The organism is Pseudomonas sp. NFX224, from assembly GCF_048565165.1.
Classification (GTDB): Bacteria; Pseudomonadota; Gammaproteobacteria; order Pseudomonadales; family Pseudomonadaceae; genus Aquipseudomonas.
This window is the reverse complement of record NZ_CP183416.1, coordinates 4,708,016-4,731,592: the sequence shown is the minus strand read 5'-3', so window position 1 is coordinate 4,731,592 and position 23,577 is coordinate 4,708,016. Positions and strand designations below refer to the sequence as shown.

At 60.8% G+C, this 23,577-nt stretch carries 24 protein-coding genes and 1 pseudogene; 10 read left to right on the top strand and 15 right to left on the bottom strand.

Translation table 11 applies throughout. From position 1 onward, the window contains the following. Positions 1–59 precede the first annotated feature (59 nt). Complete coding sequence (locus tag ACNYC6_RS21670; RefSeq protein WP_419709084.1) at positions 60–974, bottom strand: DUF808 domain-containing protein; 915 nt, start codon at positions 972–974, stop codon at positions 60–62. A gap of 134 nt (positions 975–1,108) precedes the next feature. Here ACNYC6_RS21670 and ACNYC6_RS21665 point away from each other — a divergent pair, with 134 nt between their 5' ends. Continuing rightward, positions 1,109–1,717, top strand: coding sequence for a TetR/AcrR family transcriptional regulator (locus tag ACNYC6_RS21665; RefSeq protein WP_419709083.1), 609 nt, complete (start codon positions 1,109–1,111; stop codon positions 1,715–1,717). A 124-nt stretch (positions 1,718–1,841) separates the two neighbouring features. On the opposite strand, the gene ACNYC6_RS21660 is transcribed toward ACNYC6_RS21665, so the two are convergent. Together ACNYC6_RS21660 and ACNYC6_RS21655 are read right to left on the bottom strand one after the other, a co-directional pair. Then, the gene (locus tag ACNYC6_RS21660) at positions 1,842–2,300 is read right to left on the bottom strand and encodes an REP-associated tyrosine transposase (RefSeq protein ID WP_419709082.1); all 459 of its coding nucleotides are present in this window, start codon (positions 2,298–2,300) and stop codon (positions 1,842–1,844) included. A 211-nt stretch (positions 2,301–2,511) separates the two neighbouring features. Next, positions 2,512–2,952: a GlcG/HbpS family heme-binding protein gene (locus tag ACNYC6_RS21655; RefSeq protein WP_416129954.1), complete on the bottom strand. Its 441-nt coding sequence runs from the start codon at positions 2,950–2,952 to the stop codon at positions 2,512–2,514. Between the two features lie 267 nt (positions 2,953–3,219). Here ACNYC6_RS21655 and gcl point away from each other — a divergent pair, with 267 nt between their 5' ends. The 9 genes from gcl to ACNYC6_RS21610 all read left to right on the top strand — a co-directional run bounded on the left by gcl (position 3,220) and on the right by ACNYC6_RS21610 (position 15,078). Then, a complete protein-coding gene (gene gcl, locus ACNYC6_RS21650) occupies positions 3,220–4,995 on the top strand; it encodes a glyoxylate carboligase (RefSeq protein ID WP_419709081.1) in 1,776 nt (591 codons plus the stop codon). A 107-nt stretch (positions 4,996–5,102) separates the two neighbouring features. Further along, on the top strand, positions 5,103–5,885 hold the full coding sequence (gene hyi / locus ACNYC6_RS21645; RefSeq protein WP_160388288.1) for a hydroxypyruvate isomerase: 783 nt from the start codon (positions 5,103–5,105) through the stop codon (positions 5,883–5,885). Positions 5,886–6,110: 225 nt separating this feature from the next. Continuing rightward, positions 6,111–7,004, top strand: coding sequence for a 2-hydroxy-3-oxopropionate reductase (locus ACNYC6_RS21640; protein WP_416129955.1), 894 nt, complete (start codon positions 6,111–6,113; stop codon positions 7,002–7,004). 150 nt (positions 7,005–7,154) lie between these two features. Next, entirely contained in the window at positions 7,155–8,429 is a 1,275-nt protein-coding gene (locus ACNYC6_RS21635) for a glycerate kinase type-2 family protein (protein ID WP_419709080.1), read from the top strand. Then, positions 8,426–9,841 (top strand): pyruvate kinase, encoded by a 1,416-nt coding sequence (pyk, locus tag ACNYC6_RS21630; RefSeq protein ID WP_419709079.1) that lies wholly within the window; start codon positions 8,426–8,428, stop codon positions 9,839–9,841. Before ACNYC6_RS21635 ends, pyk begins: the two co-directional genes overlap by 4 nt. A gap of 189 nt (positions 9,842–10,030) precedes the next feature. After that, a complete protein-coding gene (locus ACNYC6_RS21625; protein WP_419709078.1) occupies positions 10,031–10,945 on the top strand; it encodes an urea transporter in 915 nt (304 codons plus the stop codon). 21 nt (positions 10,946–10,966) lie between these two features. Further along, the gene (locus tag ACNYC6_RS21620; protein WP_419709077.1) at positions 10,967–11,791 is read left to right on the top strand and encodes an ion transporter; all 825 of its coding nucleotides are present in this window, start codon (positions 10,967–10,969) and stop codon (positions 11,789–11,791) included. A 103-nt stretch (positions 11,792–11,894) separates the two neighbouring features. Continuing rightward, positions 11,895–12,893: a sulfate ABC transporter substrate-binding protein gene (locus ACNYC6_RS21615; RefSeq protein ID WP_419709076.1), complete on the top strand. Its 999-nt coding sequence runs from the start codon at positions 11,895–11,897 to the stop codon at positions 12,891–12,893. A 979-nt stretch (positions 12,894–13,872) separates the two neighbouring features. Beyond that, complete coding sequence (locus ACNYC6_RS21610; RefSeq protein WP_419709075.1) at positions 13,873–15,078, top strand: MFS transporter; 1,206 nt, start codon at positions 13,873–13,875, stop codon at positions 15,076–15,078. Positions 15,079–15,101: 23 nt separating this feature from the next. Here the strand turns inward: ACNYC6_RS21610 and ACNYC6_RS21605 are convergent, their stop codons facing one another. From ACNYC6_RS21605 to phnF, 12 genes and pseudogenes are all read right to left on the bottom strand, one after another. Beyond that, the gene (locus ACNYC6_RS21605; protein WP_419709074.1) at positions 15,102–15,506 is read right to left on the bottom strand and encodes a type II toxin-antitoxin system HicB family antitoxin; all 405 of its coding nucleotides are present in this window, start codon (positions 15,504–15,506) and stop codon (positions 15,102–15,104) included. Further along, entirely contained in the window at positions 15,506–15,718 is a 213-nt protein-coding gene (locus tag ACNYC6_RS21600) for a type II toxin-antitoxin system HicA family toxin (protein ID WP_419709073.1), read from the bottom strand. Before ACNYC6_RS21600 ends, ACNYC6_RS21605 begins: the two co-directional genes overlap by 1 nt. 148 nt (positions 15,719–15,866) lie before the next feature. Further along, positions 15,867–16,616, bottom strand: coding sequence for a phosphonate metabolism protein PhnP (gene phnP / locus ACNYC6_RS21595; protein ID WP_419709072.1), 750 nt, complete (start codon positions 16,614–16,616; stop codon positions 15,867–15,869). Beyond that, positions 16,607–17,176 (bottom strand): phosphonate metabolism protein/1,5-bisphosphokinase (PRPP-forming) PhnN, encoded by a 570-nt coding sequence (phnN, locus tag ACNYC6_RS21590; RefSeq protein ID WP_419709071.1) that lies wholly within the window; start codon positions 17,174–17,176, stop codon positions 16,607–16,609. Before phnN ends, phnP begins: the two co-directional genes overlap by 10 nt. After that, positions 17,176–18,321, bottom strand: coding sequence for an alpha-D-ribose 1-methylphosphonate 5-triphosphate diphosphatase (locus tag ACNYC6_RS21585; RefSeq protein WP_419709070.1), 1,146 nt, complete (start codon positions 18,319–18,321; stop codon positions 17,176–17,178). The genes phnN and ACNYC6_RS21585 overlap by 1 nt, the downstream gene beginning before the upstream one ends. After that, positions 18,311–19,030, bottom strand: a complete 720-nt coding sequence (phnL, locus tag ACNYC6_RS21580; RefSeq protein WP_419709069.1) for a phosphonate C-P lyase system protein PhnL — start codon at positions 19,028–19,030, stop codon at positions 18,311–18,313. The genes ACNYC6_RS21585 and phnL overlap by 11 nt, the downstream gene beginning before the upstream one ends. A gap of 28 nt (positions 19,031–19,058) precedes the next feature. Next, a complete protein-coding gene (gene phnK / locus ACNYC6_RS21575; RefSeq protein WP_419709068.1) occupies positions 19,059–19,865 on the bottom strand; it encodes a phosphonate C-P lyase system protein PhnK in 807 nt (268 codons plus the stop codon). Then, a pseudogene (locus ACNYC6_RS21570) lies at positions 19,862–20,726 on the bottom strand (alpha-D-ribose 1-methylphosphonate 5-phosphate C-P-lyase PhnJ); the annotation flags it as partial. The gene phnK and the pseudogene ACNYC6_RS21570, both read right to left, overlap by 4 nt. Then, positions 20,727–21,803, bottom strand: coding sequence for a carbon-phosphorus lyase complex subunit PhnI (locus tag ACNYC6_RS21565; protein WP_419709067.1), 1,077 nt, complete (start codon positions 21,801–21,803; stop codon positions 20,727–20,729). Continuing rightward, entirely contained in the window at positions 21,803–22,393 is a 591-nt protein-coding gene (phnH, locus tag ACNYC6_RS21560; RefSeq protein ID WP_419709066.1) for a phosphonate C-P lyase system protein PhnH, read from the bottom strand. Before phnH ends, ACNYC6_RS21565 begins: the two co-directional genes overlap by 1 nt. Then, positions 22,393–22,842, bottom strand: a complete 450-nt coding sequence (gene phnG / locus ACNYC6_RS21555; protein WP_419709065.1) for a phosphonate C-P lyase system protein PhnG — start codon at positions 22,840–22,842, stop codon at positions 22,393–22,395. The genes phnH and phnG overlap by 1 nt, the downstream gene beginning before the upstream one ends. A gap of 11 nt (positions 22,843–22,853) precedes the next feature. Then, on the bottom strand, positions 22,854–23,558 hold the full coding sequence (gene phnF / locus ACNYC6_RS21550) for a phosphonate metabolism transcriptional regulator PhnF (RefSeq protein WP_419709064.1): 705 nt from the start codon (positions 23,556–23,558) through the stop codon (positions 22,854–22,856). Between the last annotated feature and the right edge of the window lie 19 nt (positions 23,559–23,577).

Below are 23,577 nucleotides of genomic sequence, written 5' to 3'. Positions count from 1 at the left end.
GTTGACTGACATACCGCCATCGCGAGCAGGCTCACTCCTACATTTGTAATGTGCTGACTTCAGCCTTTCAGCACTTTCCAGATTTTGCTGACGGCCATCACCCCAATCAACACCACCGCCCCCGCCACAATCCCCGCGATGCCATTGAGCAATACCGGCACGATAAACCCGGCACCGCCCGCCCCTGCGCTGACGCTTTCGATCCAGTGATGCACCACCGGCACGCCGTGGGTGAGGATGCCGCCACCGACCAGAAACATCGCTGCCGTGCCGATCACCGACAGGCTTTTCATCATGTACGGCGCTGCACTTAGAATTCCGCCACCGATGCTTTTGGCCATTTGCCCAGGCTTCTGGGTCAACCAAAGCCCTAAATCGTCGAGCTTGACGATGCCCGCGACCAACCCGTAAACGCCGACAGTCATGACGATGGCGATACCCGAGAGCACGACGACTTGCTGGGTCAGCGCCGATTCGGCCACGACGCCAAGGGTGATGGCGATGATTTCCGCCGAGAGGATGAAGTCAGTGCGGATTGCGCCCTTGATCTTGTCCTTCTCGAACGCCACCAGATCGACCGCCGGGTCCGCCACCGCCTCGACCAGTTCGGCATGCTCGGCCTGGTCTTCAGCTTTGCTGTGCAGGAATTTGTGGGCGAGTTTCTCGAACCCTTCGAAACACAGGTAAGCACCGCCGACCATCAACAACGGCGTGACCAGCCACGGGATGAACGCGCTGATGGCCAATGCCGACGGCACCAGGATCAGTTTGTTGATGAACGAACCCTTGGCCACTGCCCAGACCACGGGAATTTCCCGTTCGGCACGCACGCCACTGACCTGTTGGGCATTGAGCGCCAGATCGTCGCCGAGCACACCGGCGGTCTTCTTGGCGGCCATTTTGGTCATCAACGCCACATCGTCCAGCACCGCAGCAATGTCGTCGATCAGCAACAGCAAACTGCTTCCTGCCATGAATCGGGTTTCCTTCTAAAGTGAATGCGGTGCAGCATAGCGTGGCCGAGCGCCGCATGGCGCATTCTTGAGCGCCGCCGAAGGCCGGTGCTACCATGCGCAACCGCCAGAACAGGCAAGGAACCCCCTGGTTTATGAGCACCATCCGCGAGCGCAACAAACAACTGATCCTGCGTGCCGCCAGTGAAGAATTTGCCGACAAGGGCTTCGCTGCGACCAAAACCAGCGACATCGCAGCCAAGGCGGGATTGCCCAAGCCCAACGTCTACTACTACTTCAAATCCAAGGAAAACCTCTACCGCGAGGTCCTGGAAAGCATCATCGAGCCGATCCTGCAGGCCTCGACGCCGTTCAATCCTGATGGCGTGCCGAGCGAAGTCCTGAGTGGCTACATCCGCTCGAAAATCCGCATCTCCCGTGACTTGCCTTTCGCCTCCAAGGTATTTGCCAGCGAAATCATGCACGGCGCCCCACACCTGAGCGCCGACCTGGTCGAACAACTCAACGGCCAGGCCAAGCACAACATCGACTGCATCCAGACCTGGATCGACCGCGGCCAGATCGCCCCGCTCGACCCCAACCACCTGATGTTCAGCATCTGGGCCGCCACCCAGACCTACGCCGACTTCGACTGGCAAATCACCGCCATCACCGGCAAGGCCAAACTGGATGAAGAGGATTATGAGGCGGCGGCGCAGACGATCATTCGGTTGGTGTTGAAGGGGTGTGAGCCGGACCGGTAGACCGCGTTGCCTTCATCGCTGGCAAGCCAGCTCCCACAGGTTTCTGCGTGAACTCACGCTTTGTGAACGACACAAATCTCTGTGGGAGCTGGCTTGCCAGCGATGAAGGCGACTCGGTACCGGCTCAAACCCAAATGGCATCCCACAGCGGATAGTCACCCAGCTTTTCAACAAGCCCGGCCCGCAGTGGATTTGCTACCACATACCGGGCCAATTTCACCAAATTCTCCTCCCGCCTTAGCGCCCGGTCGTGATAGCCCTGTTGCCAAAGCGGCCCACCGCTACTACTCGAAAGATTCACCTCCCGCGTAATCAGGGATTTAGTCTGGCGCATGAGCTTTCTGAGCGAACAGTTCTCCAGTTCGACCAACCAATGAAAATGGTCGGGCATGACAACCCAAGCCAGTGATTTCACCATTCCAAGATCTTGTGCACGACGAAATTGATGAACCACCAATCTGCCCAAAGCGAAGTCTGCAAAAACCGGCTTGCGATCCAGAGTGTTGGTGGTCAATAAATAGATTCGATTGGGCTCGGCGTAGCGCCCCGTTCGCAATCGGTTTGATGAGGGAAAATTGGGCATTCCTTTGCCTTTCTCATGGTGACCTCAAGAAAAGGCTAGACCCGGAAACCCTGAACGGAAATGCACACTTTTAGCTGGATGTGTCTGGCAGATGGCAATCGCTGGCAAGCCAGCTCCCGCAGGGTTTGATGGTGTCCGAAAATCATGGGTACACCCCGGTCCTTGTGGGAGCTGGCTTGCCAGCAATGAACATTTGTTCAGGTGCCGTGAATCAAGCCACAACCCCCGCATCCGCCGTCAACCCCAACGCCTCGATCGCAGTGATCGCGCACTGTTCATCAACGTCCGACAGATCCCCGCTGATCCCTACCGCCCCCAACACATTCCCGCCCTGATCGCGGATCAACACCCCACCCGGTGCGGGCACCACACTGCCCTGCCCCAGGCTATTCAAAGCAGCGATAAACGCCGGGCGTTGTTGTGCGTCCAGCGCCAGCAGGCGTGAGCCCTTGCCCAGGGCGATGGCGCCCCAGGCTTTGCCGATGGCGACCTGCGGGCGCAGCAGGCTCGCGCCGTCTTCGCGTTGCAGGGTGATCAGATGCCCGCCGGCATCCAGTACCGCGATGGTCAAGGGCGCCGCGGAAATTGCACGCCCTGCGGTGATGGCCTCGTTGACTAGGTTGACTGCGACTTTCAAGGTTAAAGCGCTCATGGTGCCGTCCTCATTTTGTTTTTCGGAAAGCCGTGGGCTGCGCGTTTGTGCCGCAGCCCGATGCAACAAATAGAACACAATGAGTTATTTTTTTGTATACAATAATTCTCGAAAAGCGCTACATGCGACGAAAAGCCACAGTAGATTGGGCTTCCGACGAATGAAACGACCGCTTGAGAAAATGGATTGACCTGCGCCGTCCGCCGTGAATACACTCTGCGCAAAGCCACTTGTATACAATTACAAAACGTAAAGAGGCACAAAACCATGAGCAAAATGAGAGCAATCGAAGCCGCCGTTCTGGTGATGCGCCGTGAAGGGGTTGATACCGCTTTTGGCATCCCGGGTGCAGCCATCAACCCGCTGTACTCCGCCCTGCAAAAGGTCGGCGGCATCGATCACGTACTCGCTCGCCACGTTGAAGGCGCCTCGCACATGGCCGAGGGCTACACCCGCACCAAGGCCGGCAACATCGGCGTGTGCATCGGGACTTCCGGCCCTGCCGGTACCGACATGGTCACCGGGCTCTACAGCGCCTCGGCCGACTCGATTCCAATCCTCTGCATTACCGGCCAGGCACCCCGCGCCCGTATGCACAAGGAAGACTTCCAGGCTGTCGACATCACCAGCATCGTCAAGCCAGTCACCAAGTGGGCAACCACTGTTCTCGAACCGGGCCAGGTGCCTTACGCGTTCCAGAAAGCTTTCTTTGAAATGCGCTCCGGCCGTCCAGGCCCGGTGCTGATCGACCTGCCGTTCGACGTACAGATGGCCGAGATCGAATTCGACATTGACGCTTATCAGCCACTGCCGCTGGCCAAGCCGACCGCTAGCCGCGTTCAAGTCGAGAAGGCTCTGGCCTTGCTGGATCAGGCTGAACGCCCATTGCTGGTGGCCGGTGGCGGCATCATCAATGCCGACGCCAGCGATCTGTTGGTGGAGTTCGCCGAGCTGACCGGTATTCCGGTTGTCCCGACCCTGATGGGCTGGGGCACCATTCCTGACGATCACCCGCTGATGGTCGGTATGGTTGGCTTGCAGACCTCGCACCGCTACGGCAACGCGACCATGCTCAAATCCGACGTAGTGCTGGGTATCGGTAACCGTTGGGCCAACCGTCACACCGGTTCGGTCGACGTCTACACCGAAGGCCGCAAGTTCATTCACGTCGACATCGAAGGCACTCAGATTGGCCGCGTGTTCACCCCGGACCTGGGCATCGTGTCCGACGCGGCTGCCGCGCTGACCGTGTTCATCGAAGTGGCTCGCGAATGGCAAGCCGCTGGCAAACTGAAGAACCGCAGCGCCTGGTTGCAAGACTGCCAGCAGCGCAAAGCCAGCCTGCAGCGCAAGACTCACTTCGACAACGTACCGGTCAAGCCGCAGCGCGTTTACGAAGAAATGAACCAGGTGTTCGGCAAAGACACTTGCTACGTCAGCACCATCGGTCTGTCGCAGATTGCCGGCGCGCAGTTCCTGCACGTCTACAAGCCGCGTCACTGGATCAACTGCGGTCAGGCCGGCCCGTTGGGCTGGACCATTCCGGCAGCACTGGGCGTGGTCAAGGCTGATCCGGACCGTAAAGTCGTGGCCCTGTCGGGGGACTATGACTTCCAGTTCATGATCGAAGAATTGGCGGTGGGCGCGCAGTTCAAGCTGCCGTACATTCATGTGGTGGTAAACAACTCGTACCTGGGTCTGATCCGTCAGGCACAGCGCGGTTTCGACATGGACTACTGCGTGCAGCTGTCCTTCGATAACCTGAACGCACCGGAACTCAACGGTTACGGTGTCGACCACGTCGCGGTTGCCGAAGGCCTCGGTTGCAAGGCGCTGCGTGTGTTCGAACCGGCTCAGATCCAGCCTGCCCTGCGCAAGGCCCAGGAACTGATCGAGGAGTTCAAGGTGCCGGTGATCGTCGAGATCATCCTGGAGCGCGTGACCAACATTTCCATGGGTACCGAGATCAACGCCGTCAACGAATTCGAAGACCTGGCGCTGGTCGGTAACGACGCACCGACTGCGATTTCGTTGCTGGATTAACTAGCTGCTCGCTCCCCTGTAGGAGCGAGCCTGTGTGGCGAGGGAGCTTGCTCCCTCGCCACGACTCGCTCCTACAAGGGGCCTTCACAAATTTACGGGAGACCACCATGCCGCGTTTCGCAGCCAACCTGTCCATGCTGTTCACCGAACAGGACTTCCTCGCCCGTTTCGAAGCGGCCGCCAAGGCCGGTTTCAGTGGTGTCGAATACCTGTTCCCGTACGACTTCAGCTCCGCCGAAATCAAGGCCACGCTCGACGCCAACGGTCTGACTCAAGTGCTGTTCAACCTGCCGGCCGGTGACTGGGCCAAGGGTGAGCGCGGCATCGCCTGCCTGCCGGACCGCGTTGAAGAGTTCCGCGCCGGTGTCGACCTGGCAATCGCTTACGCGCAAGTGCTGGGCAACACCCAGGTCAACTGCCTGGCCGGTATTCGTCCGCAGGGTTTTGACGACGCTACCGTGGAAAAAACCTTCGTTGCCAACCTCAAGTACGCAGCCGACAAGCTGCAAGCGGCGGGCATCAAACTGGTGATGGAAGCGATCAACACCCGTGACATTCCAGGTTTCTACCTGAACAACACGGCGCAAGCCCTGTCGATTCGCGAGCAGGTCGGCAGTGCCAACCTGTTCCTGCAATACGACATCTACCACATGCAAATCATGGAAGGTGATCTGGCCCGCACCCTGCAATCGCACCTGGGCGAGATCAACCATGTACAGCTCGCGGACAACCCGGGGCGTAACGAACCAGGCACCGGTGAAATCAACTACCGCTTCCTGTTCGAACACCTGGACCGCATCGGTTACCAGGGTTGGGTCGGTTGCGAATACAAGCCGCTGACCACCACTGAAGCGGGCCTGGGCTGGTTGAAAACCCACAACGCAATCTGAGATTAAACCGGATCTCTGTGGCGAGGGAGCTTGCTCCCGCTGGGGTGCGAAGCGCCCCTAAACCATTCACTGCGGTGAATCAGGCAGAACCGGCTCTCAGGACTTACGACTGCTTCGCAGCTGAGCGGGACGATGCGGCGATCCGACAAGCTCCCTCGCCACAGGGTGTGCTCGCCTCAGCTACGTAGACAAAATTTGGCTACACAAAAACAAGAGGATTTTCTCATGGCTAAAATCGGATTTATCGGCACCGGCATCATGGGCCACCCAATGGCGTTGAACCTGCAGAAAGCCGGTCACAGCCTGTTCCTGTCGGCGCACCACGATGCTGCCCCTGCCGACTTGGTCGCCGCCGGCGCCATCGCACTGGCGAACCCGAAAGAAGTCGCCCAGGAAGCCGAATTCATCATCGTCATGGTCCCGGATACCCCGCAGGTCGATGACGTGCTGTTCCGCGCCGACGGTATCGCTGCTGGCGTGGGCAAAGGCAAAGTCGTCATCGACATGAGCTCGATCTCGCCAACCGCCACCAAAGCGTTCGCGGCCAAGATCAACGAAAAAGGCGCCCAGTACCTCGACGCGCCGGTGTCCGGCGGTGAAGTCGGCGCCAAGGCTGCGACCCTGAGCATCATGGTCGGCGGCGATGCCGATGCCTTCGAACGCGCCCTGCCGCTGTTCCAGGCCATGGGCAAGAACATCACCCTGGTCGGTGGCAACGGCGACGGTCAAACCGCCAAGGTGGCCAACCAGATCATCGTGGCGCTGAACATCCAGGCCGTGGCCGAAGCCCTGCTGTTCGCTTCGAAAAACGGTGCCGATCCAGCCAAGGTGCGTGAAGCACTGATGGGCGGTTTCGCTTCGTCGAAGATCCTCGAAGTCCATGGCGAGCGCATGATCAAAGGCACCTTCGATCCGGGCTTCCGCATCAGCCTGCACCAGAAGGACCTGAACCTGGCCCTGCAAGGCGCCAAAGAGCTGAACATCAACCTGCCGAACACCGCCAACGCCCAGCAAGTGTTCAGCACCTGCGCAGCCATCGGTGGCAGCAACTGGGACCACTCGGCGCTGATCAAGGGCCTGGAACACATGGCGAACTTCTCGATTCGCGATAAGAACTAAGCCCTGCCTGAACCTGTGGGAGCTAGCCTGCTAGCGATGAAATCAACGCGGTGTGTCTGATAGACCTCAGCGCCTGAATCGCCAGCAGGCTGGCTCCCACAAGGATCCGAGTTGCTCCACCCCCAATAACAAGAATTCCGGGAGCCCGCCATGTCGGTCGATCCGCAACAATTCCTGCGCGAGCTGTTCGCCACAGCCATCGACGCGGCCCATCCTCAGCAAGTCCTCGAAGCCCACTTGCCCAAAGATCGCAGCGGTCGGGTAATCGTCATTGGCGCCGGTAAAGCCGCCGCCGCCATGGCCCAGGTGGTCGAGCGCTGCTGGCAGGGTGAAGTGTCCGGTCTGGTGGTGACGCGTTACGGTCACGGCGCCCCGTGTGAAAAAATCGAAGTGGTCGAAGCCGCGCATCCGGTGCCTGACGCTGCAGGTCTTGCCGTCGCCAAACGTGTCTTCGAGCTGGTCAGCGACCTGAGCGAAGAAGACCGTGTGATCTTCCTGCTGTCCGGCGGTGGCTCTGCCCTGCTCGCACTGCCGGCAGATGGCATCACCCTGGCCGACAAGCAGTCGATCAACAAAGCCCTGCTCAAATCCGGCGCAACCATCGGCGAGATGAACTGCGTGCGCAAGCACCTCTCGGCGATCAAGGGTGGGCGTCTGGGCAAAGCCTGCTGGCCTGCCACTGTTTATACCTATGCGATTTCCGATGTGCCGGGCGACCTCGCCACGGTCATCGCCTCCGGCCCCACCGTGGCCGACCCGAGCACCTCGGCCGAAGCGCTGGCGATCCTCAAGCGCTACAACATTGACGTGCCGGCCTCGGTACGCACCTGGCTGCAAAGCCCGGAATCGGAGACGGTCAAACCCGGCGATCCTAGCCTGGCCCGCAGCCATTTCCAATTGATCGCCCGTCCACAACAATCGCTGGAAGCGGCAGCGGTGAAATGCCGTCAGGCCGGTTTCAGTCCGTTGATTCTCGGCGATCTGGAAGGCGAATCCCGCGAAGTGGCCAAGGTTCACGCCGGCATCGCCCGTCAGGTCGTGCAGCACGGCCAGCCGCTGGCCGCACCGTGCGTGATTCTTTCTGGCGGTGAAACCACCGTCACCGTACGTGGTAATGGCCGTGGCGGACGCAATGCCGAGTTCCTGCTCAGCCTGACCGAGAGCCTCAAAGGCTTGTCCGGCGTCTATGCGCTGGCCGGCGACACCGATGGCATCGACGGCTCCGAAGACAACGCCGGCGCGATCATGACCCCGGACAGCTACGCCCGCGCCGCCGCCCTCGGCCTGAGCGCCAGCGACGAGTTGGACAACAACAATGGCTACGGCTATTTCGAGGCACTCGACGCACTGATCGTCACCGAGCCGACCCGCACCAACGTCAACGACTTCCGCGCCATCCTGATCCTCGAGAGCCCAAAATCATGACGCCTGATAAAAAGGTCAAAATCCTCGCCACCCTCGGCCCGGCCATCGACGGAATCGACGACATCCGTGAACTGGTGCTGGCCGGGGTGAACATTTTCCGCCTGAACTTCAGCCACGGCGATCATGCCGATCACGCCCTGCGCTATCAGTGGATTCGTGAAGTCGAGCGCCAGCTGAACTATCCGCTGGGCATCCTGATGGACCTGCAAGGCCCGAAACTGCGGGTCGGCAAGTTCGCCGAGGGCAAGGTGCAACTGGTGCGCGGTCAGGCCTTGCGCCTGGACCTGGATACCACGCCGGGCGATGAGCGCCGGGTCAACCTGCCGCACCCGGAAATCATCGCTGCGCTTGAGCCGGGCATGGACCTGCTGCTGGACGACGGCAAGCTGCGCCTGCGCGTGGTCACCAAGTACGCCGACGCCATCGACACCACCGTACTCAACGGCGGCGAGCTGTCGGACCGCAAAGGCGTGAACGTGCCGCAAGCGGTGCTCGACCTCAGCCCGCTGACCGCCAAGGATCGCCGCGACTTGAGCTTCGGTCTGGAACTGGGTGTGGACTGGGTGGCGCTGTCGTTCGTGCAGCGCCCGGACGACATCCGCGAAGCCCGCACACTGATCGGCGACAAGGCCTTCCTGATGGCGAAAATCGAGAAGCCGTCAGCCGTTGAGCAACTGCGGGAAATCGCCGAGCTGAGCGACGCAATCATGGTCGCTCGCGGTGATTTGGGTGTGGAAGTACCGGCCGAAAGCGTGCCGCAAATCCAGAAAAACATCATCAGCACCTGCCGTGAACTCGGCAAGCCCGTGGTGGTGGCAACACAGATGCTGGAGTCCATGCGCTTCTCACCGGCTCCAACCCGCGCCGAGGTAACCGATGTGGCCAACGCCGTGGCCGAAGGTGCGGACGCGGTGATGCTGTCGGCGGAAACCGCGTCCGGCGAATACCCGCTCGAAGCCGTGCAGATGATGAGCAAGATCATCCGCCAGGTGGAAAACGGTCCGGACTACCAGGCACAACTGGACGTCAGCCGGCCGAAAGCCGAGGCGACGGTTTCCGACGCCATCAGCTGCGCGATCCGCCGTATCAGCAACGTGCTGCCGGTGGCGGTGCTGGTCAATTACAGCGAATCCGGCGCTTCGAGTCTGCGTGCGGCGCGTGAACGACCAACGGTGCCGATCCTCAACCTGACACCGAACCTGCAAACCGCTCGTCGCCTGAGCGTGGCCTGGGGCGTGCACTCGGTGGTCAACGATCGCCTGCGCCAGGTCGATGAAGTGTGCTCCACGGCGCTTGAAATCGCTCAGGCGCAAGGTATGGCGCAGCGCGGCGATACGTTGCTGATCACGGCGGGTGTGCCGTTTGGGCAGCCGGGGTCGACTAACTCCTTGCGTATCGAGACGTTGATCTAACGAACGCAATTTGTGGCGAGGGAGCTTGCTCACGCTCGACTGCGTAGCAGTCGCCTTTTCGGCATGACGGGATCCACAGAGAAACCGCATTCACCGGATCCGGGGCCGCTTCGCGTCCCAGCGGGAGCAAGCTCCCTCGCCACAGAGTTTGTGCAACACCTTTGATTTTCCACTGCCCTAGATTTCAAAATGCCTGCCAACCATTTCAACACCCACTGCCCCGACTGGGCCGAAGCCTTGCTGAACGGCTTCAGTCAGATCTTTCTCCAGCGCAATCCGCTGTGTGGATTGCTGATTCTTTCGGCCATCCTGTTCACCGCGCCCGCCTTGCTCGGCGGTGCATTGCTCGGCGGTGTCGCCGGGTTGCTCACTGCGCAACGTCGCAATTATGCCAAGGCTGATCGTCAGGCCGGGTTGTTCAGCTACAACGGCGTTTTGCTCGGTCTGCTACTGAGCCTGTATTTCCCCTGGTCGGCGATGATGCCGCCACTGATTCTGGCCGCTGGCGGCCTGAGCGCGATGATCACTCAACAGTGGCTCAAACGCGTGCGGGTCAGCCAATTCCTGCCGGCCTACACGGCGCCCTTCGTGGTGCTTGGCTGGTTGTTGCTGTGCTTCGCCACCCCCTCGACCGAAGCCCGATTGATCGAAGTCAGCACGCTGAACATGCTCGCCGCCCCCTTCAAAGGCATCGGCCAGGTGATGTTCCTTGGTCATCCACTGGCCGGAGCGATGATTGCCGCCGGTTTGCTGATCGCTGATCGCCGCGCCTTCTGCTGGGCATTGTTGGCGTCTGTCGCGGGCATGGGTTGGAGCATGCTGCACCACGACTTCTACACCGCACTGCTTGGTCTCGGCGGCTATAACGCGGTGCTCGCCGCCCTCGCCTTCAGCGCTCAGCGTCGCCAACCGTGGCTGCCGATGGTTGGCATCGGCCTGGCGCTGGTGCTGACGCCGATGTTCGCCGCCATCGGTCTGCCCACGCTCACCGCGCCGTTCATCCTCGGTTGCTGGCTGATCCGCAGCCTTTTGCAAATGCTCGGCAAGGCCACGGTCACCCGTACGCCTTGCACTCTGGAGGAGAATCAACCTAGGCTGCGCTGATTTGTAGCCAAGGCGATTTGCATGAACAGCAACGACACGTGGCGTCATCGCCTGTACGTGATCATTTTCCAGACCGATACCGTCGCCGGGCGACGCTTCGACACCAGCCTCCTGCTGATCATCTTCGCCAGCCTGGTGGTGGTGATTCTGGACAGCATCGATGAGGTACATCAGAGCTACGCTGGCGTGCTGGCAGCCATCGAGTGGGGGTTCACGGTGATCTTCCTCGGCGAGTACATCCTGCGCCTGTATTGCTCGCCCAAGCCCCTGCGCTACGCCTTCAGTTTCTACGGTCTGGTGGATTTGCTGGCCATCGTGCCGGGCATCCTCGCGCTGTATTACAGCGATGCCCAGTACCTGCTGATCATCCGGGTGATCCGGATGCTGCGAATCTTTCGTGTGCTCAAGCTTGGTCCGTACCTCAAGCAAGCCCATTACCTGCTTGATGCCCTGCGCGGCAGCAAGCAGAAAATCCTCGTGTTCCTGCTCAGTGTCTGCACGCTGGTGACGGTGTTCGGCACCCTGATGTACGTGGTCGAAGGCCCGCAACATGGTTTTACCAGCATTCCCAAAGGCATCTACTGGGCTATCGTTACCCTGACCACTGTCGGTTACGGCGACATCGTGCCCAAGACAGCGCTGGGCCAGGTGATTTCGTCGATGGTGATGATCACGGGTTACTCGATCATTGCCGTGCCCACCGGGATCTTCACCGCCGAGCTGGCCACCGCCATGCGTGGCGGCCAGCAGCATCGCGATTGCCCGGTGTGTGCCAAAGATACCCATGAACCCGAGGCATCGTTTTGCTCCCGTTGCGGCAACGCCCTGTTCAAGAAACTGGAATAAGCAAAGAGCTTTTTAATCTTTAAACGACTATGCAAGCCCGGCTATAGTCGCTGGCAAATTGCCTCGTTTTTATAAAAACATCTTCTCGAACAAGGAATGCGCAGTGAAAAAACTCTTTGGCGCCTCACTTCTGGCCGCTGGCCTGGCCCTGACCAGCGTGGCTCAGGCCGCACCGACCCTGCTCAACGTTTCCTACGACGTGATGCGTGATTTCTACAAGGACTACAACACTGCGTTCCAGAAGCACTGGCAAGCCGAGCACAACGAAAACATCACCCTGCAGATGTCCTTCGGCGGCTCCAGCAAACAGGCGCGCTCGGTCATCGACGGTCTGCCGGCTGACGTGATCACCATGAACATGGCCACCGACATCAACGCCCTGGCGGACAACGGCAAACTGGTCCCGGACAACTGGGTCACGCGCCTGCCGAACAACAGCGCGCCGTTCACGTCGGCCACCGTATTCATCGTTCGCAAAGGCAACCCGAAAGCCCTGAAAGACTGGCCGGACCTGCTCAAGGATGGCGTGCAAGTCATCGTGCCGAACCCGAAAACGTCGGGCAACGGGCGCTACACCTACCTCTCGGCCTGGGGCTATGTGCTGAAAAACGGTGGCGACGAGAACAAGGCCAAAGACTTCGTTGGCAAGCTGTTCAAGCAAGCACCGGTACTCGACACCGGTGGCCGTGCCGCGACCACCACGTTCATGACCAACCAGATCGGCGACGTGCTGGTGACCTTTGAAAACGAAGCGGAAATGATCGCCCGCGAGTTTGGCCGCGACCAGTTCGAAGTCATCTACCCAAGCGTCTCCGCCGAAGCTGAGCCACCGGTTTCCGTCGTCGATAAAACCGTCGACAAGAAAGGCACCCGCGCCGCCGCCGAGGAATACCTGAAATACCTGTGGTCGCCGGAAGGCCAGGAAATCGCTGCCGCCAACTACCTGCGCCCGCGTGACCCGGCTGTGCTGGCCAAGCACACCGACCGCTTCCCGAAAGTGGATTTCCTGTCGGTCGAGAAAACCTTCGGTGACTGGCGCACCGTGCAAAAAACCCACTTCAATGATGGCGGCGTTTTCGATCAGATCTACAGCGGTCAGTAATCGCTGAGCGGATCGAGTAGGAGGCGGGGTTGCCCCCGCCGTCCTCTCACACCACCGTACATACGGTTCCGTATACGGCGGTTCCTGCCTACTGACATACAACGTCAGCGAGCTTGGTTCCGTTGATGTGTCGCCTGTGGTATCTAAGCGCCCAGACCGGCCCTCGGAGCTTCCGGCTCCTACCTCCTGATGGTCTCGACCCCCGCTATGCGGTGTTTCTGCTTTACGCTCCAACAGAGATCACACCCGACTATCCACTCATGGCAGGTTCAGCCCTTCGTTACTCCGGTGTCGAGCAACTACTACGGCCTCTGCTGACTTCTGTCGCCCATCCCGTCATCTCGCGACGCCGGTAGCACATGGCAGGCTATACAGATCTCCCAGGGTAATTCGCGCGACCTTCCTGCTTATGCCTGTCGGATCTACGTCACAGCGTTCCGTGCAAGTATTGGGCTTTGAAGATATTGGCCTTCTTACCCCGCTGCACTGCCTAATCCGCTTCCTGTTCGTCAGGCCAGCATTTTGCCTCGGGCTTCCTTCAGATTCGCAGTCGCCCGCGACACCCTTGCCTCTGGCTAACACTTCCCCTTGCCGGGTGTGTAGAGGACTTTCACCTCCAAGTCACCAGCGTGGCCACCACAGCCAAGCTGGTTGCGCTTGCGCGCAACGCGCCATGCCTGGCGCACCAATGAAAAAGGCGACCTGCAGAGGTCGCCTTTTTTGTGGGTTTGCGATTTACCCGCACTGCCGCAGAAAATATTCCGGTTTCCATCGGCCGGGCTTTCCCCCGCTATCGAACAAGATGTAAGTGAATGTATCATCGACCGCTCCTATGCTGACGCAACATTCACAGGCGAACGGCACGCACGTTCGTCACTCATTCCGCAATGGAATGACGGCTATCACTCCAATCTCTCTTCCGCCGCTCCGGTCAGGCCATTAGCCTGCGCGCATTCCCTTCTGTACAGCGAGACCCGTTATGAACCCAGCAACTCAGGTGCCCCACGGCACCGCAACAATGACCCGAGGCATGGTGCTGCTGTTCGCTTTTTGCTGCGGCGCCATTGTGGCCAACATCTACTACGCACAACCGATCATCGGCCTGATCGCACCGGACATCGGCCTGACCAATACCATGGCCAGCCTGATCGTTTCGCTGACCCAGATCGGCTATGCGCTGGGCCTGTTCTTCCTGGTGCCGTTGGGCGATCTGCTGGAAAACCGTCGGTTGATGATCATCACCACAGTGGTGGCGATTGCCAGCCTGCTGGGCGCGGCGTTCACCGATCAACCGAACGTGTTCTTGCTGATTTCGCTGTTGGTGGGGTTCAGTTCGGTGTCGGTGCAGATCCTGATTCCACTGGCCGCACACCTGGCGCCGGAAGAGTCTCGCGGTCGCGTGGTCGGCGCAATCATGGGCGGCTTGTTGCTGGGGATTCTGCTGGCAAGGCCGGTGTCCAGCGTGGTTGCCGACCATTTCGGCTGGCGCGCCATGTTTGTGATTGCGGCAGTGTTGATGGCTGCGATCAGCATCGTACTGGCGGTGACCATCCCCAAGCGCCAGCCAGATCACAGCGCGTCCTACGGACAATTGCTCGGTTCGCTTTGGACGTTGTTGCGCCAACAACCGGTACTGCGTCAGCGGGCGTTTTATCAGGGCTGCATGTTCGCCACGTTCAGCCTGTTCTGGACTGCGGTACCGCTGGAACTGGCGCGTAATCATGGTTTGTCGCAAAGCCAGATCGCGATCTTCGCCCTGGTCGGAGCCATCGGCGCCATCGCCGCGCCCATCGCCGGTCGCCTTGCCGATGCCGGTCACACCCGCATCGCTTCGCTGTTAGCGCTGCTGTTCGCCAGCCTGAGCTTTTTGCCTGCGTTCATCCATCCGGTCTACAGCGTCATCGGTCTTGCCGTCACCGGCGTGGTCCTCGATTTCTGCGTCCAGATGAACATGGTCCTCGGCCAGCGTGCGGTCTACGCCCTCGACGGCAAAAGCCGCAGCCGCTTGAATGCGCTGTACATGACCAGCATCTTCATCGGCGGTGCCTTCGGCTCTTCCGTGGCCAGTGCGGTGTATGAGCACGGCGGCTGGCTGTGGATCGTGATTGTCGGCAGTGCGTTTGCGCTGCTGGCGCTGTTGCGGTTCTTGAGTGTTTCGAAAAAGGCTGCGATGGCGACGGCTTGAGATCACTCCCACATTGAACTTCGTCAATTGCGAACCAGTTTCTCCATGGCCGCATCCGCGAGGAACGAGGAGCGGCTTTTGACATTGTGTTCACGAACGTAACGATCGATTCGCTGGATCACGTAGCCAGGTAGCGTGACATTGACCTTCTCGGTCTTGCCCATGTACGGCGAGATGTCCAACTCCAGCATCCCCCAGCCCATGTCGGCGAATTCCGGATTACCACGATGCGCCGCCGCCGAAGTCGGCATCGGAATCGAATCTCCATCTGTCGCAATCTCCTGCAGCATGATGTGAGCTATTTCGACAGCAGCGTTGTAAGCATCTTCAAAAGTATCCCCGGCTGTGACCGCGCCTGGAATATCGGGGATCTGGATACCGATGGCAGTGTTCTCATCGCCCCATTCGATACAGATTGGATATTGCATTATGGATCTCCTGTGTAACTGGCTGGCGGGCAGTAAAGCCCGGCTCGCCGCCTGATGCTCTTGACCGTCCCGATCGGTAAATCCTTTTTCGGATGGGGAACGGGGATCGTGTACGGGTTGTAACGGTGTATGAAGATGTGATGACTGCCAGTGACCCTGTCCAAAGTCCAACCCGCCTCCATCAACTCCTTAATCAATAGCCTGCTTTGCACCACCAGCCTCCTTGCTCCGGCTTAAATAAAAGTAACCCTGGAGTTATATTTACTCAAGCATAAAAAACCAAAGCACGACGTTCGGTTGTATTGCAGCGTGTGATGAAGCGAGATGCATAAGGAAAAATCAAAAGATCGCAGGCTGCGCCTACAGCACACACCCATCAAACCCGACACTGACATTGCCCGGCAACTCGCCGCGATGCTCCATCAACCACGCATCAAACGTATGCCCGACATGCGTCAACACCGCCAACGTCGGCCGTAGTTCTTCAATGCACCGCAAAGCCAGGTTCAGGTCGTTGTGATTACGCGGGGCCTGGGGTTGTGGTGGCATCGAGCAGTCGAGCACCAGCAAGTCCAGCGGTTGATCTTGCAGAAACGCCGTGGTGTCGGAAGGCAAACCGACGGTGTCAGTCAGGTAGGCAATCCGCCGACCTTCGCCTTCCAGCAGATAACCGAGGGTCGGTCTGGAATGCAGTAACGGCAGCGCGGTGACCTTCAGCGTGCCGAAAGAACGGGTTTCGAAAGCCTCGAATGGCTGGCTGAAATCAAGTATGCCGGGGTGTTTGTAGAGGTCGGCCAAACCTTCCGGGTCGACCGGGCCGAGCACCGGGATCACCAGCCCCTGCCCCCAGCGCAAATGCAGCAGACCCTGTGCGTGATCGGCGTGGTAGTGAGTCTGGAAAATGCCGTTGAAACTGCGCGGCGCAAAACGCTCACACAGATCGGGCAAGCCGCTGTCGATCAACCAGCGCTGATCGCCGCACTCGATCAACGCGCTACAGGGCAAACGCGGTAAACGCTCATCGTAGCGTGCAGCCTCGCAGGCGACACATTCACAGCCGTAGACCGGGACTTGCCGGGCATCACCGGTGCCCAGCAACGTCAGGCGCATTGGGCTTGCTCGTCAATGCAGGCCAGCAAGCGTTCGACCGTGTTCTCCAGCGGCCCGGAGTTGTCGAGCACGTGCAGCGCCGGGTCGTTGTCGGCCAGCAAGCGTTCGGTGAAACGGGCATTGCGCGCCAGACGCTGATCGATCTCGACCAGCGATTCACGCCCACGCGCCAGCAGACGCTGGCGCAATACCGCCTGATCCACCGTCAGCAGCAACACCAACACATTCGGATAGCGCAGGCGAGTGTTCTGCAAATGCCCCCGCGAGCCGTTGACCAACACGTCCTGTCCGGCGGCCAGCCAATCGTCGATTTCCCGCGGGATGCCGTAGTACAGACCATTGGCGTGCCAGCTCAGGGCAAACGCGCCCTGAGCCTCCATGTCGGCGAACTGCTGCGCACTGACGCCCAGCGCCGCCTCACCCACCGCTTCCGCCGAGCGTGTGATGATCCGCCGCACGATGCGGCAGCCGCGTTCAGCCAACCGCTCTCGGGCGGCATCGAGCAGGCTGTCCTTGCCCGAACCCGAAGGCCCGATGAGATAGATCAACCTGCCAGCCATCAAAACACCCTCTTCGCTTGTCGCCATACTTGCTGGACCACCGGCAAACCGTCCTGACTGCGCGCTTGTACAAGATCGGCGCGCAAGCCCGGGGCAATTTCGCCGCGATCATTGAGCCCCGCGGCCCGGGCCGGGTTCAGACTGACCATGCGCACCGCTTCGGCCAAGCCGATCCGCTCGCTCTGCGCCGCCAGCGCGAACGCCGATTGCAGCAGGCTCGCCGGGTAGTAGTCGCTGGACAGGATGTCCAGTAAGCCTTCGGCGGCCAGCTCTGCGGCGGCCACGTTACCCGAGTGCGAACCGCCGCGCACGATGTTCGGTGCGCCCATCAAGACCTGCATGCCGTTGTCCCGGCAACCGCGCGCGGCCTCGACGGTGGTCGGGAACTCGGCGATGGTCATGCCGTAGCGCGCCGACTCCTCGACGTGGGCCAGGGTCGCGTCATCATGACTGGCCACCGACAGGCCAAGGGCCAGGCAGTGTTCGACAATCGCCGCACGGTAACGGTCGCTGTAGGTGCGCGAGTTGGCCATCTGCAACGTGATGAATTCATCCATCTGCGTGGTGGTCAGGTGGTATTTGCCCATGTAGTACTCACGGTACTTGGATTCCAGCACGAACTGTCGCTGACCCGGCGAGTGGTCCATCACCGACACCAGTTGCACCAGCGGGTTTTCCACCAGATCGCGAAACACTGTGAGGGTGTCCGGGTGGCACAACTCGCAGCGCAGGTGCAAGCGGTGTTCGGCCCGGGTCAGCCCGGCGTCGGACGCCCTGGAAATCGCCTCCAACATCGCCGGCAGTTTCTGCATGCGATTGCCCTTGGGATTGACGTCGCCGATGGACACCGCGTCGAATACCGTGGTGATGCCGGCCGCGATGATCTGCGCATCGTGGCTGAGCACCGCCGGTACCGACGGCCAGTCGACGCCTGGGCGCGGGGTCATGTGGCGTTCCAGGTTGTCGGTGTGCAACTCCACCAGACCCGGCAGCAGGTAATCGCCGTTGAGGTCCAGCGCCTGGGGCAAGCGGCTCGGGCCTTCGGCGACTTCGGCGATCAAACCGTCGCGCAGCACCACGGTGCCGTAGAACACGCGGTCAGCGGTGACCAGTTGGGCATTGCTGAGGATCTGTTCAACGGACATCGGCGTATTCCTTTTCAGTCACAGCGGCGGGCGTCATGTCGAGATGGCGGTCGGCAACGGCCTCGCGGGCGATGCGATCGTGGAAGATGCCGATCAACGCGGCACCGACGGCTTTTGCTTCGTTCATCAGCTCCAGCACCACCTGACGATTGTTGTCGTCGAGCGAGGCTGTCGGTTCATCGAGCAACATCACCGGCCACGCGACCATGAAGCCACGGGCGATGTTGACCCGTTGTTGCTCGCCACCGGAGAAAGTGCCAGGCGCCAGTTGCCACAGGCGTTGCGGAATATTCAGGCGACTGAGCAGCAATTCGGCACGCGATTGCGCCAGCTGTTTCGACCAGCCTCGGGCCAGCGCCGGTTCCATCACCACGTCCAGGCACGCCACACGCGGGATCACCCGCAGGAACTGACTGACATAGCCGAGCGTGCGCTGACGCACTTGCAGAATGTCCCGGGGTTCGGCGCCCACCAGCTCCAGCCACTGGCCGTCATGCGCCACACGGATACTGCCGCCCGCCGGCAGATAGTTGCCGTACAGGGTACGCAGCAAAGTGCTTTTGCCGGCGCCGGACTGGCCGTGCAGCACCAGGCACTCACCGCCCGCTACGCTGAAGTCCACTCCGCGCAACACGTTGAGGACCACGCCGTTCTGCTGATGCAGGGTGAAGGTTTTCGAGAGGTCACGGACCTCGATCAAGGTATTCATCGCTCGGTTTCCACAGTTGGACGGGGCTTCACGGCTGCAACACCGAAGACACCAGCAGTTGCGAATAAGGGTGCTGCGGATCGTCGAGGATCTGGTCGGTCAGGCCGGTTTCCACCACCCGCGAACGGCGCATCACCATCAAGCGGTCGGCCAGCAACCGCGCCACCGCCAGGTCGTGGGTGACGATCACCACCGCCAAGTCCAGCTCCCGCACCAAGCCGCGCAACAGGTCGAGCAAACGCGCCTGCACCGACACATCGAGGCCACCGGTCGGTTCGTCCATGAACACCAGACGCGGGCTCGACACCAGGTTGCGGGCGATTTGCAGGCGCTGCTGCATGCCGCCGGAGAAGGTCCGAGGCAGGTCATCGATGCGTTGCGGGTCGATTTCCACCTGGCTCAACCAGTCGAGCCCGGCCCCGCGCAACTGCTGATAGTTGCGCACGCCCTGGGCCATCAGGCGCTCACCGATGTTGGCACCGGCAGACACGCCCATGCGCAAACCGTCCCGCGGGTTCTGTTCGACGAAGCCCCACTCGGTGCGCAGCAACGTGCGGCGCTCGGCTTCACTGGCGCTGTACAGGTCCAGCCATTGGTTCTGTTTGTCGCGGTAGCCGATGCGGCCGTTCTGCGGTGGCAGGCGTCCGCTGAGCAGCGAAAGCAAGGTCGATTTACCCGAGCCGGACTCACCGACAATCCCCAATACTTCACCGGGGTACAAATCGAAGCTGACGTCCTGACAGCCCTTTTCCGGACCGTACAACAACGACAGGTCACGCACTTGCAGCAAGGGTTCAGTGGACACGGACAGATCGTTTTTCAGCGCCTGGTTCATTGGCCCTGCTCCTGCTGGCTGACGCGCTGGGCGCAGTAATAGGTGTCGGAACAGACAAAGCTCTGGGTGCCGGCGTCGTCGAGGATCAACTCGTCGAGGAACGATTCACGGCTGCCGCAGATGGCGCAGCACTCTTCCCATTTCTGCGCTTGGAAGGGGTGATCCTCGAAATCGAGGCTGGTGACTTTGGTGTACGGCGGCACCGCGTACAGACGCTTTTCGCGACCCGCACCGAACAGCATCAGCGCCGGGCTCATGTCGAGTTTCGGGTTGTCGAATTTCGGGATCGGCGACGGGTCCATCACGTAACGCTCGTCGACCATCACCGGGTAAGCGTAAGCCGTGGCGATGTGGCCGAAGGTGGCGATGTCTTCGTAGAGCTTGACGTGCATGACCCCGTAATCGTTGAGGGCGTGCATGGTTCGGGTCTCGGTTTCCGACGGTTCAATAAAGCGCAGCGGCTCGGGAATCGGCACTTGATAGACCATGATCTGGTCGGCGTGCAGCGGCGTCTCGGGGATGCGGTGACGGGTCTGGATCACCGTCGCGTCCGGGGTGCTTTCGGTGGTTGCGACGCCAGCGGTGCGGGCGAAGAAACGGCGGATCGACACGGCGTTGGTGGTATCGTCCGCGCCCTGGTCGATGACCTTGAGCACGTCATCGTCGCCCAGAATCGCGGCGGTCAACTGCATGCCGCCGGTGCCCCAGCCGTAAGGCAGCGGCATCTCGCGTCCACCAAACGGCACCTGGTAACCGGGGATCGCCACAGCCTTGAGCAAGGCGCGGCGGATCATGCGTTTGGTCTGTTCATCGAGGTAGGCGAAGTTGTACGCCGCATCGCGGACCGGCGCTTGAGTCAGGTCATTCATGGTTGATGCCCTCGGCAGGCTTGCGCAGTTTGCGGATCAGTTCCAGTTCGGCCTGGAAGTCCACGTAGTGAGGTAACTTGAGGTGCGAGACAAAACCGGAGGCTTCGACGTTGTCGCAGTGCATCAGCACGAATTCCTCCTGCTGCGCCGGGGACACGATCTCTTCGTTGTACTCGTCGGCGCGCAACGCACGGTCGACCAGCGCCATGCCCATGGCCTTGCGCTCGGCATGCCCGAAGGCCAGGCCATAACCGCGAGTGAACTGCGCCAGCTCCGTGGCCGAGCCGACGAACTGGTTGACCATTTCGCACTCGGTGACTTCGATGCTGCCCAGGTTGATCGCAAACCCCAGCTCTTCAGGGTCGATCCACACCTCGACTTCACCGATACGAATTTCCCCGGCGAACGGATGGTTGCGGCCATAACCGCGTTGGGTCGAGTAGCCCAGCGCCAACAGGAAACCTTCGTCGCCACGGGCCAGGGCTTGCAGGCGCTGGGCGCGATTGGCCGGCAATTCCAGCGGATCGCGGGTGATGTCCGCCACCGCTTCGCCGTTGTCGGATTCGTTCTTGATCAAGCCTTCCCTGGCCAGTAACCCGAGGACGCGAGGGCACGGTTCAAGACTGGCATCCGGGGTGGTTTGCGGGCCCGGATATTCACCTTCGGCGAGCAGCGCGAAGTCCAGCAGACGATGGGTGTAATCGAAGGTCGGTCCCAGCAGTTGCCCGCCGGGCACGTCTTTGAACGTGGCGGACAAGCGTCGGCTGAGCTGCATGTTCTGTGTATCGATCGGCAGGCTCGGGCTGAAGCGCGGCAAGGTGGTGCGGTAGGCACGCAGCAGGAAAATCGCCTCGACCAGATCCCCCGCCGCTTGCTTGATCGCCAGCGCGGCCAGCTCTTCGTCGTACAGCGAGCCCTCGCTCATCACCCGCGCCACCGCCAGCGGCAGTTGCTGACGGATCTGCTCGACGCTCAGCTCAGTGACCGAGGTATCGCCCCGGCGCTTTTTCGCCAGCAGACGGTGGGCATTGTCGATGGCCTGTTCGCCACCCTTGACGGCTACGTACATCAGGCACGCTCCTCTGTGATGCGGGTGCTGCGCGGCAAACCGATCAGGTCATGGCCGGCAGCGAAAAACAGGTCCAGGCCCCGGGGGAATTCGTTGCGGCGTTCACGTTCGCGCCAGAAGCCATCGGCCACGGGGAGCGCCACGACGTGTTCGGTTTCAATCCCCGGTCCGCGCCACTTCAGCCCTGCCCCGCCGTCGAGATTCTGCAGTTGGACGAGCAAGGTGCAGGATTGGTCCGGGTAGCGATCGTTGCCATGATCGAAGCCGCTCAGGTCGAGCAGATCGTCGGCCGCAAGCAAGGCAAACCGCGCGTCTGCACGCTTGGCGGTCAGTGGGCAGCCACAGTGAAATGCCAGGTTGGCGCGGATGAGCGGCGTGTCGAAGGACGGCGCCAGCCACAGCGGCGTGTCGGCATCCAGCAGTGCCAGGCACAGTGCATAGGTCGCCGATTCCAATCCTTCGAGGCTCGGAGTCGGTTGCAATGTCTGGATCAGACCGGGACCGGCCAAGGCTTTCATTGCCGCGCGAAACCCGCGCTGGGCATCCAGCACCGGGTCGGCGAACGCCGGTTGCAACAGCTGTGCGCTCATCAGTTTTCTCCTCGCACGAGGGTGAAGAATTCGACTTTGGTGGCGGCGGTTTCCGCCTCTTTCTGCGCTCGGCGTTCGGCCTGGGTTGCTGCCAGTGGCGTGATCATTTCCGCCAGCCAGTGACGCTGTTGCGCGCCTTGCAGATGCGCATCAGCCAGCGCGGCGAGTTCGGCGTGGACCTTGTCACGGCCCGCCAGGTAGCTGTAGCCGGTGCGGCCATCGGCCAGGCGCACTACGCAACGGGTCACGCTCATTTCGCCGACGTTGAACGGCGCACCGTTGCCGCCCATGCGACCGCGAACCAGGGTCATGCCGATTTCCGGAGCGCGGATCAGTTGGTATTCGATGTCGCGCAGTGCATCTTCGAAGGGCTGCAATTCACTGCGACGAGCGCGGGCCAGCACGCCGATCCAGTGCTGCCGCTCAGTGTGAGGAACAGGGTTTTGCATGGCGTTCTCCATCAGGTAACGACCTGGTACTGGAAGCGATCCGAACGGCTGGTGGACTGGGCCAGCTCCACCGCACGGCCATCGCGATCGCGGGAAAGGGTGAACACACTCAGCGCTGGCAAATGCCGGGGCATCATCAAAAGCGCGGCTTCTTCGCGGTTGGGCAAACGGGCGCCGATCAGGCTCTGGGTGCGGGTCAGCGGCATGTCCCGCTCGCTGAGGTACTGGCGCAACGAGCCGCCGTTGTAATCCGCCAACAACGGCGCATGACTGGCGCAGTAGCGGTGACGGATCAGGCTGACTGGCTGGTTGTCGAGCTTGCGCAAGGTTTGCAATTCGATCATTGGCGCCATCTCGGCGATACCGAGGTACTGCGCCTCTTCACGGCTGGCAAAGCAGTAGCGACGCTTGAGCAGCACCGCCTCGACGCCATGTCCCTGGGCTGACAGCGATTGGCTGTAGGCGCTGTCGGCAGCCATCGGATAGATCAGAGGGCGTTCCAGCACTTGCGTGCCTTTGCCCTGACGGCGCAACAGGCTGCCCTCGAACACCAGCTCATCGATGGCGCGGCGCAAGGTGTGGCGGTTGACGCCGAAGCGTTCGGCCAACTGCACCTCTGCCGGCAGGAAGTCTCCGGCGCGGTAGTCACCCAGCTCACGACGCAGGATGTCGGCGAGTTCGCGGTACACCGGCTCATCTTGTCTAGACAACTGCATGCTTTAAAAAAGCGCCCGC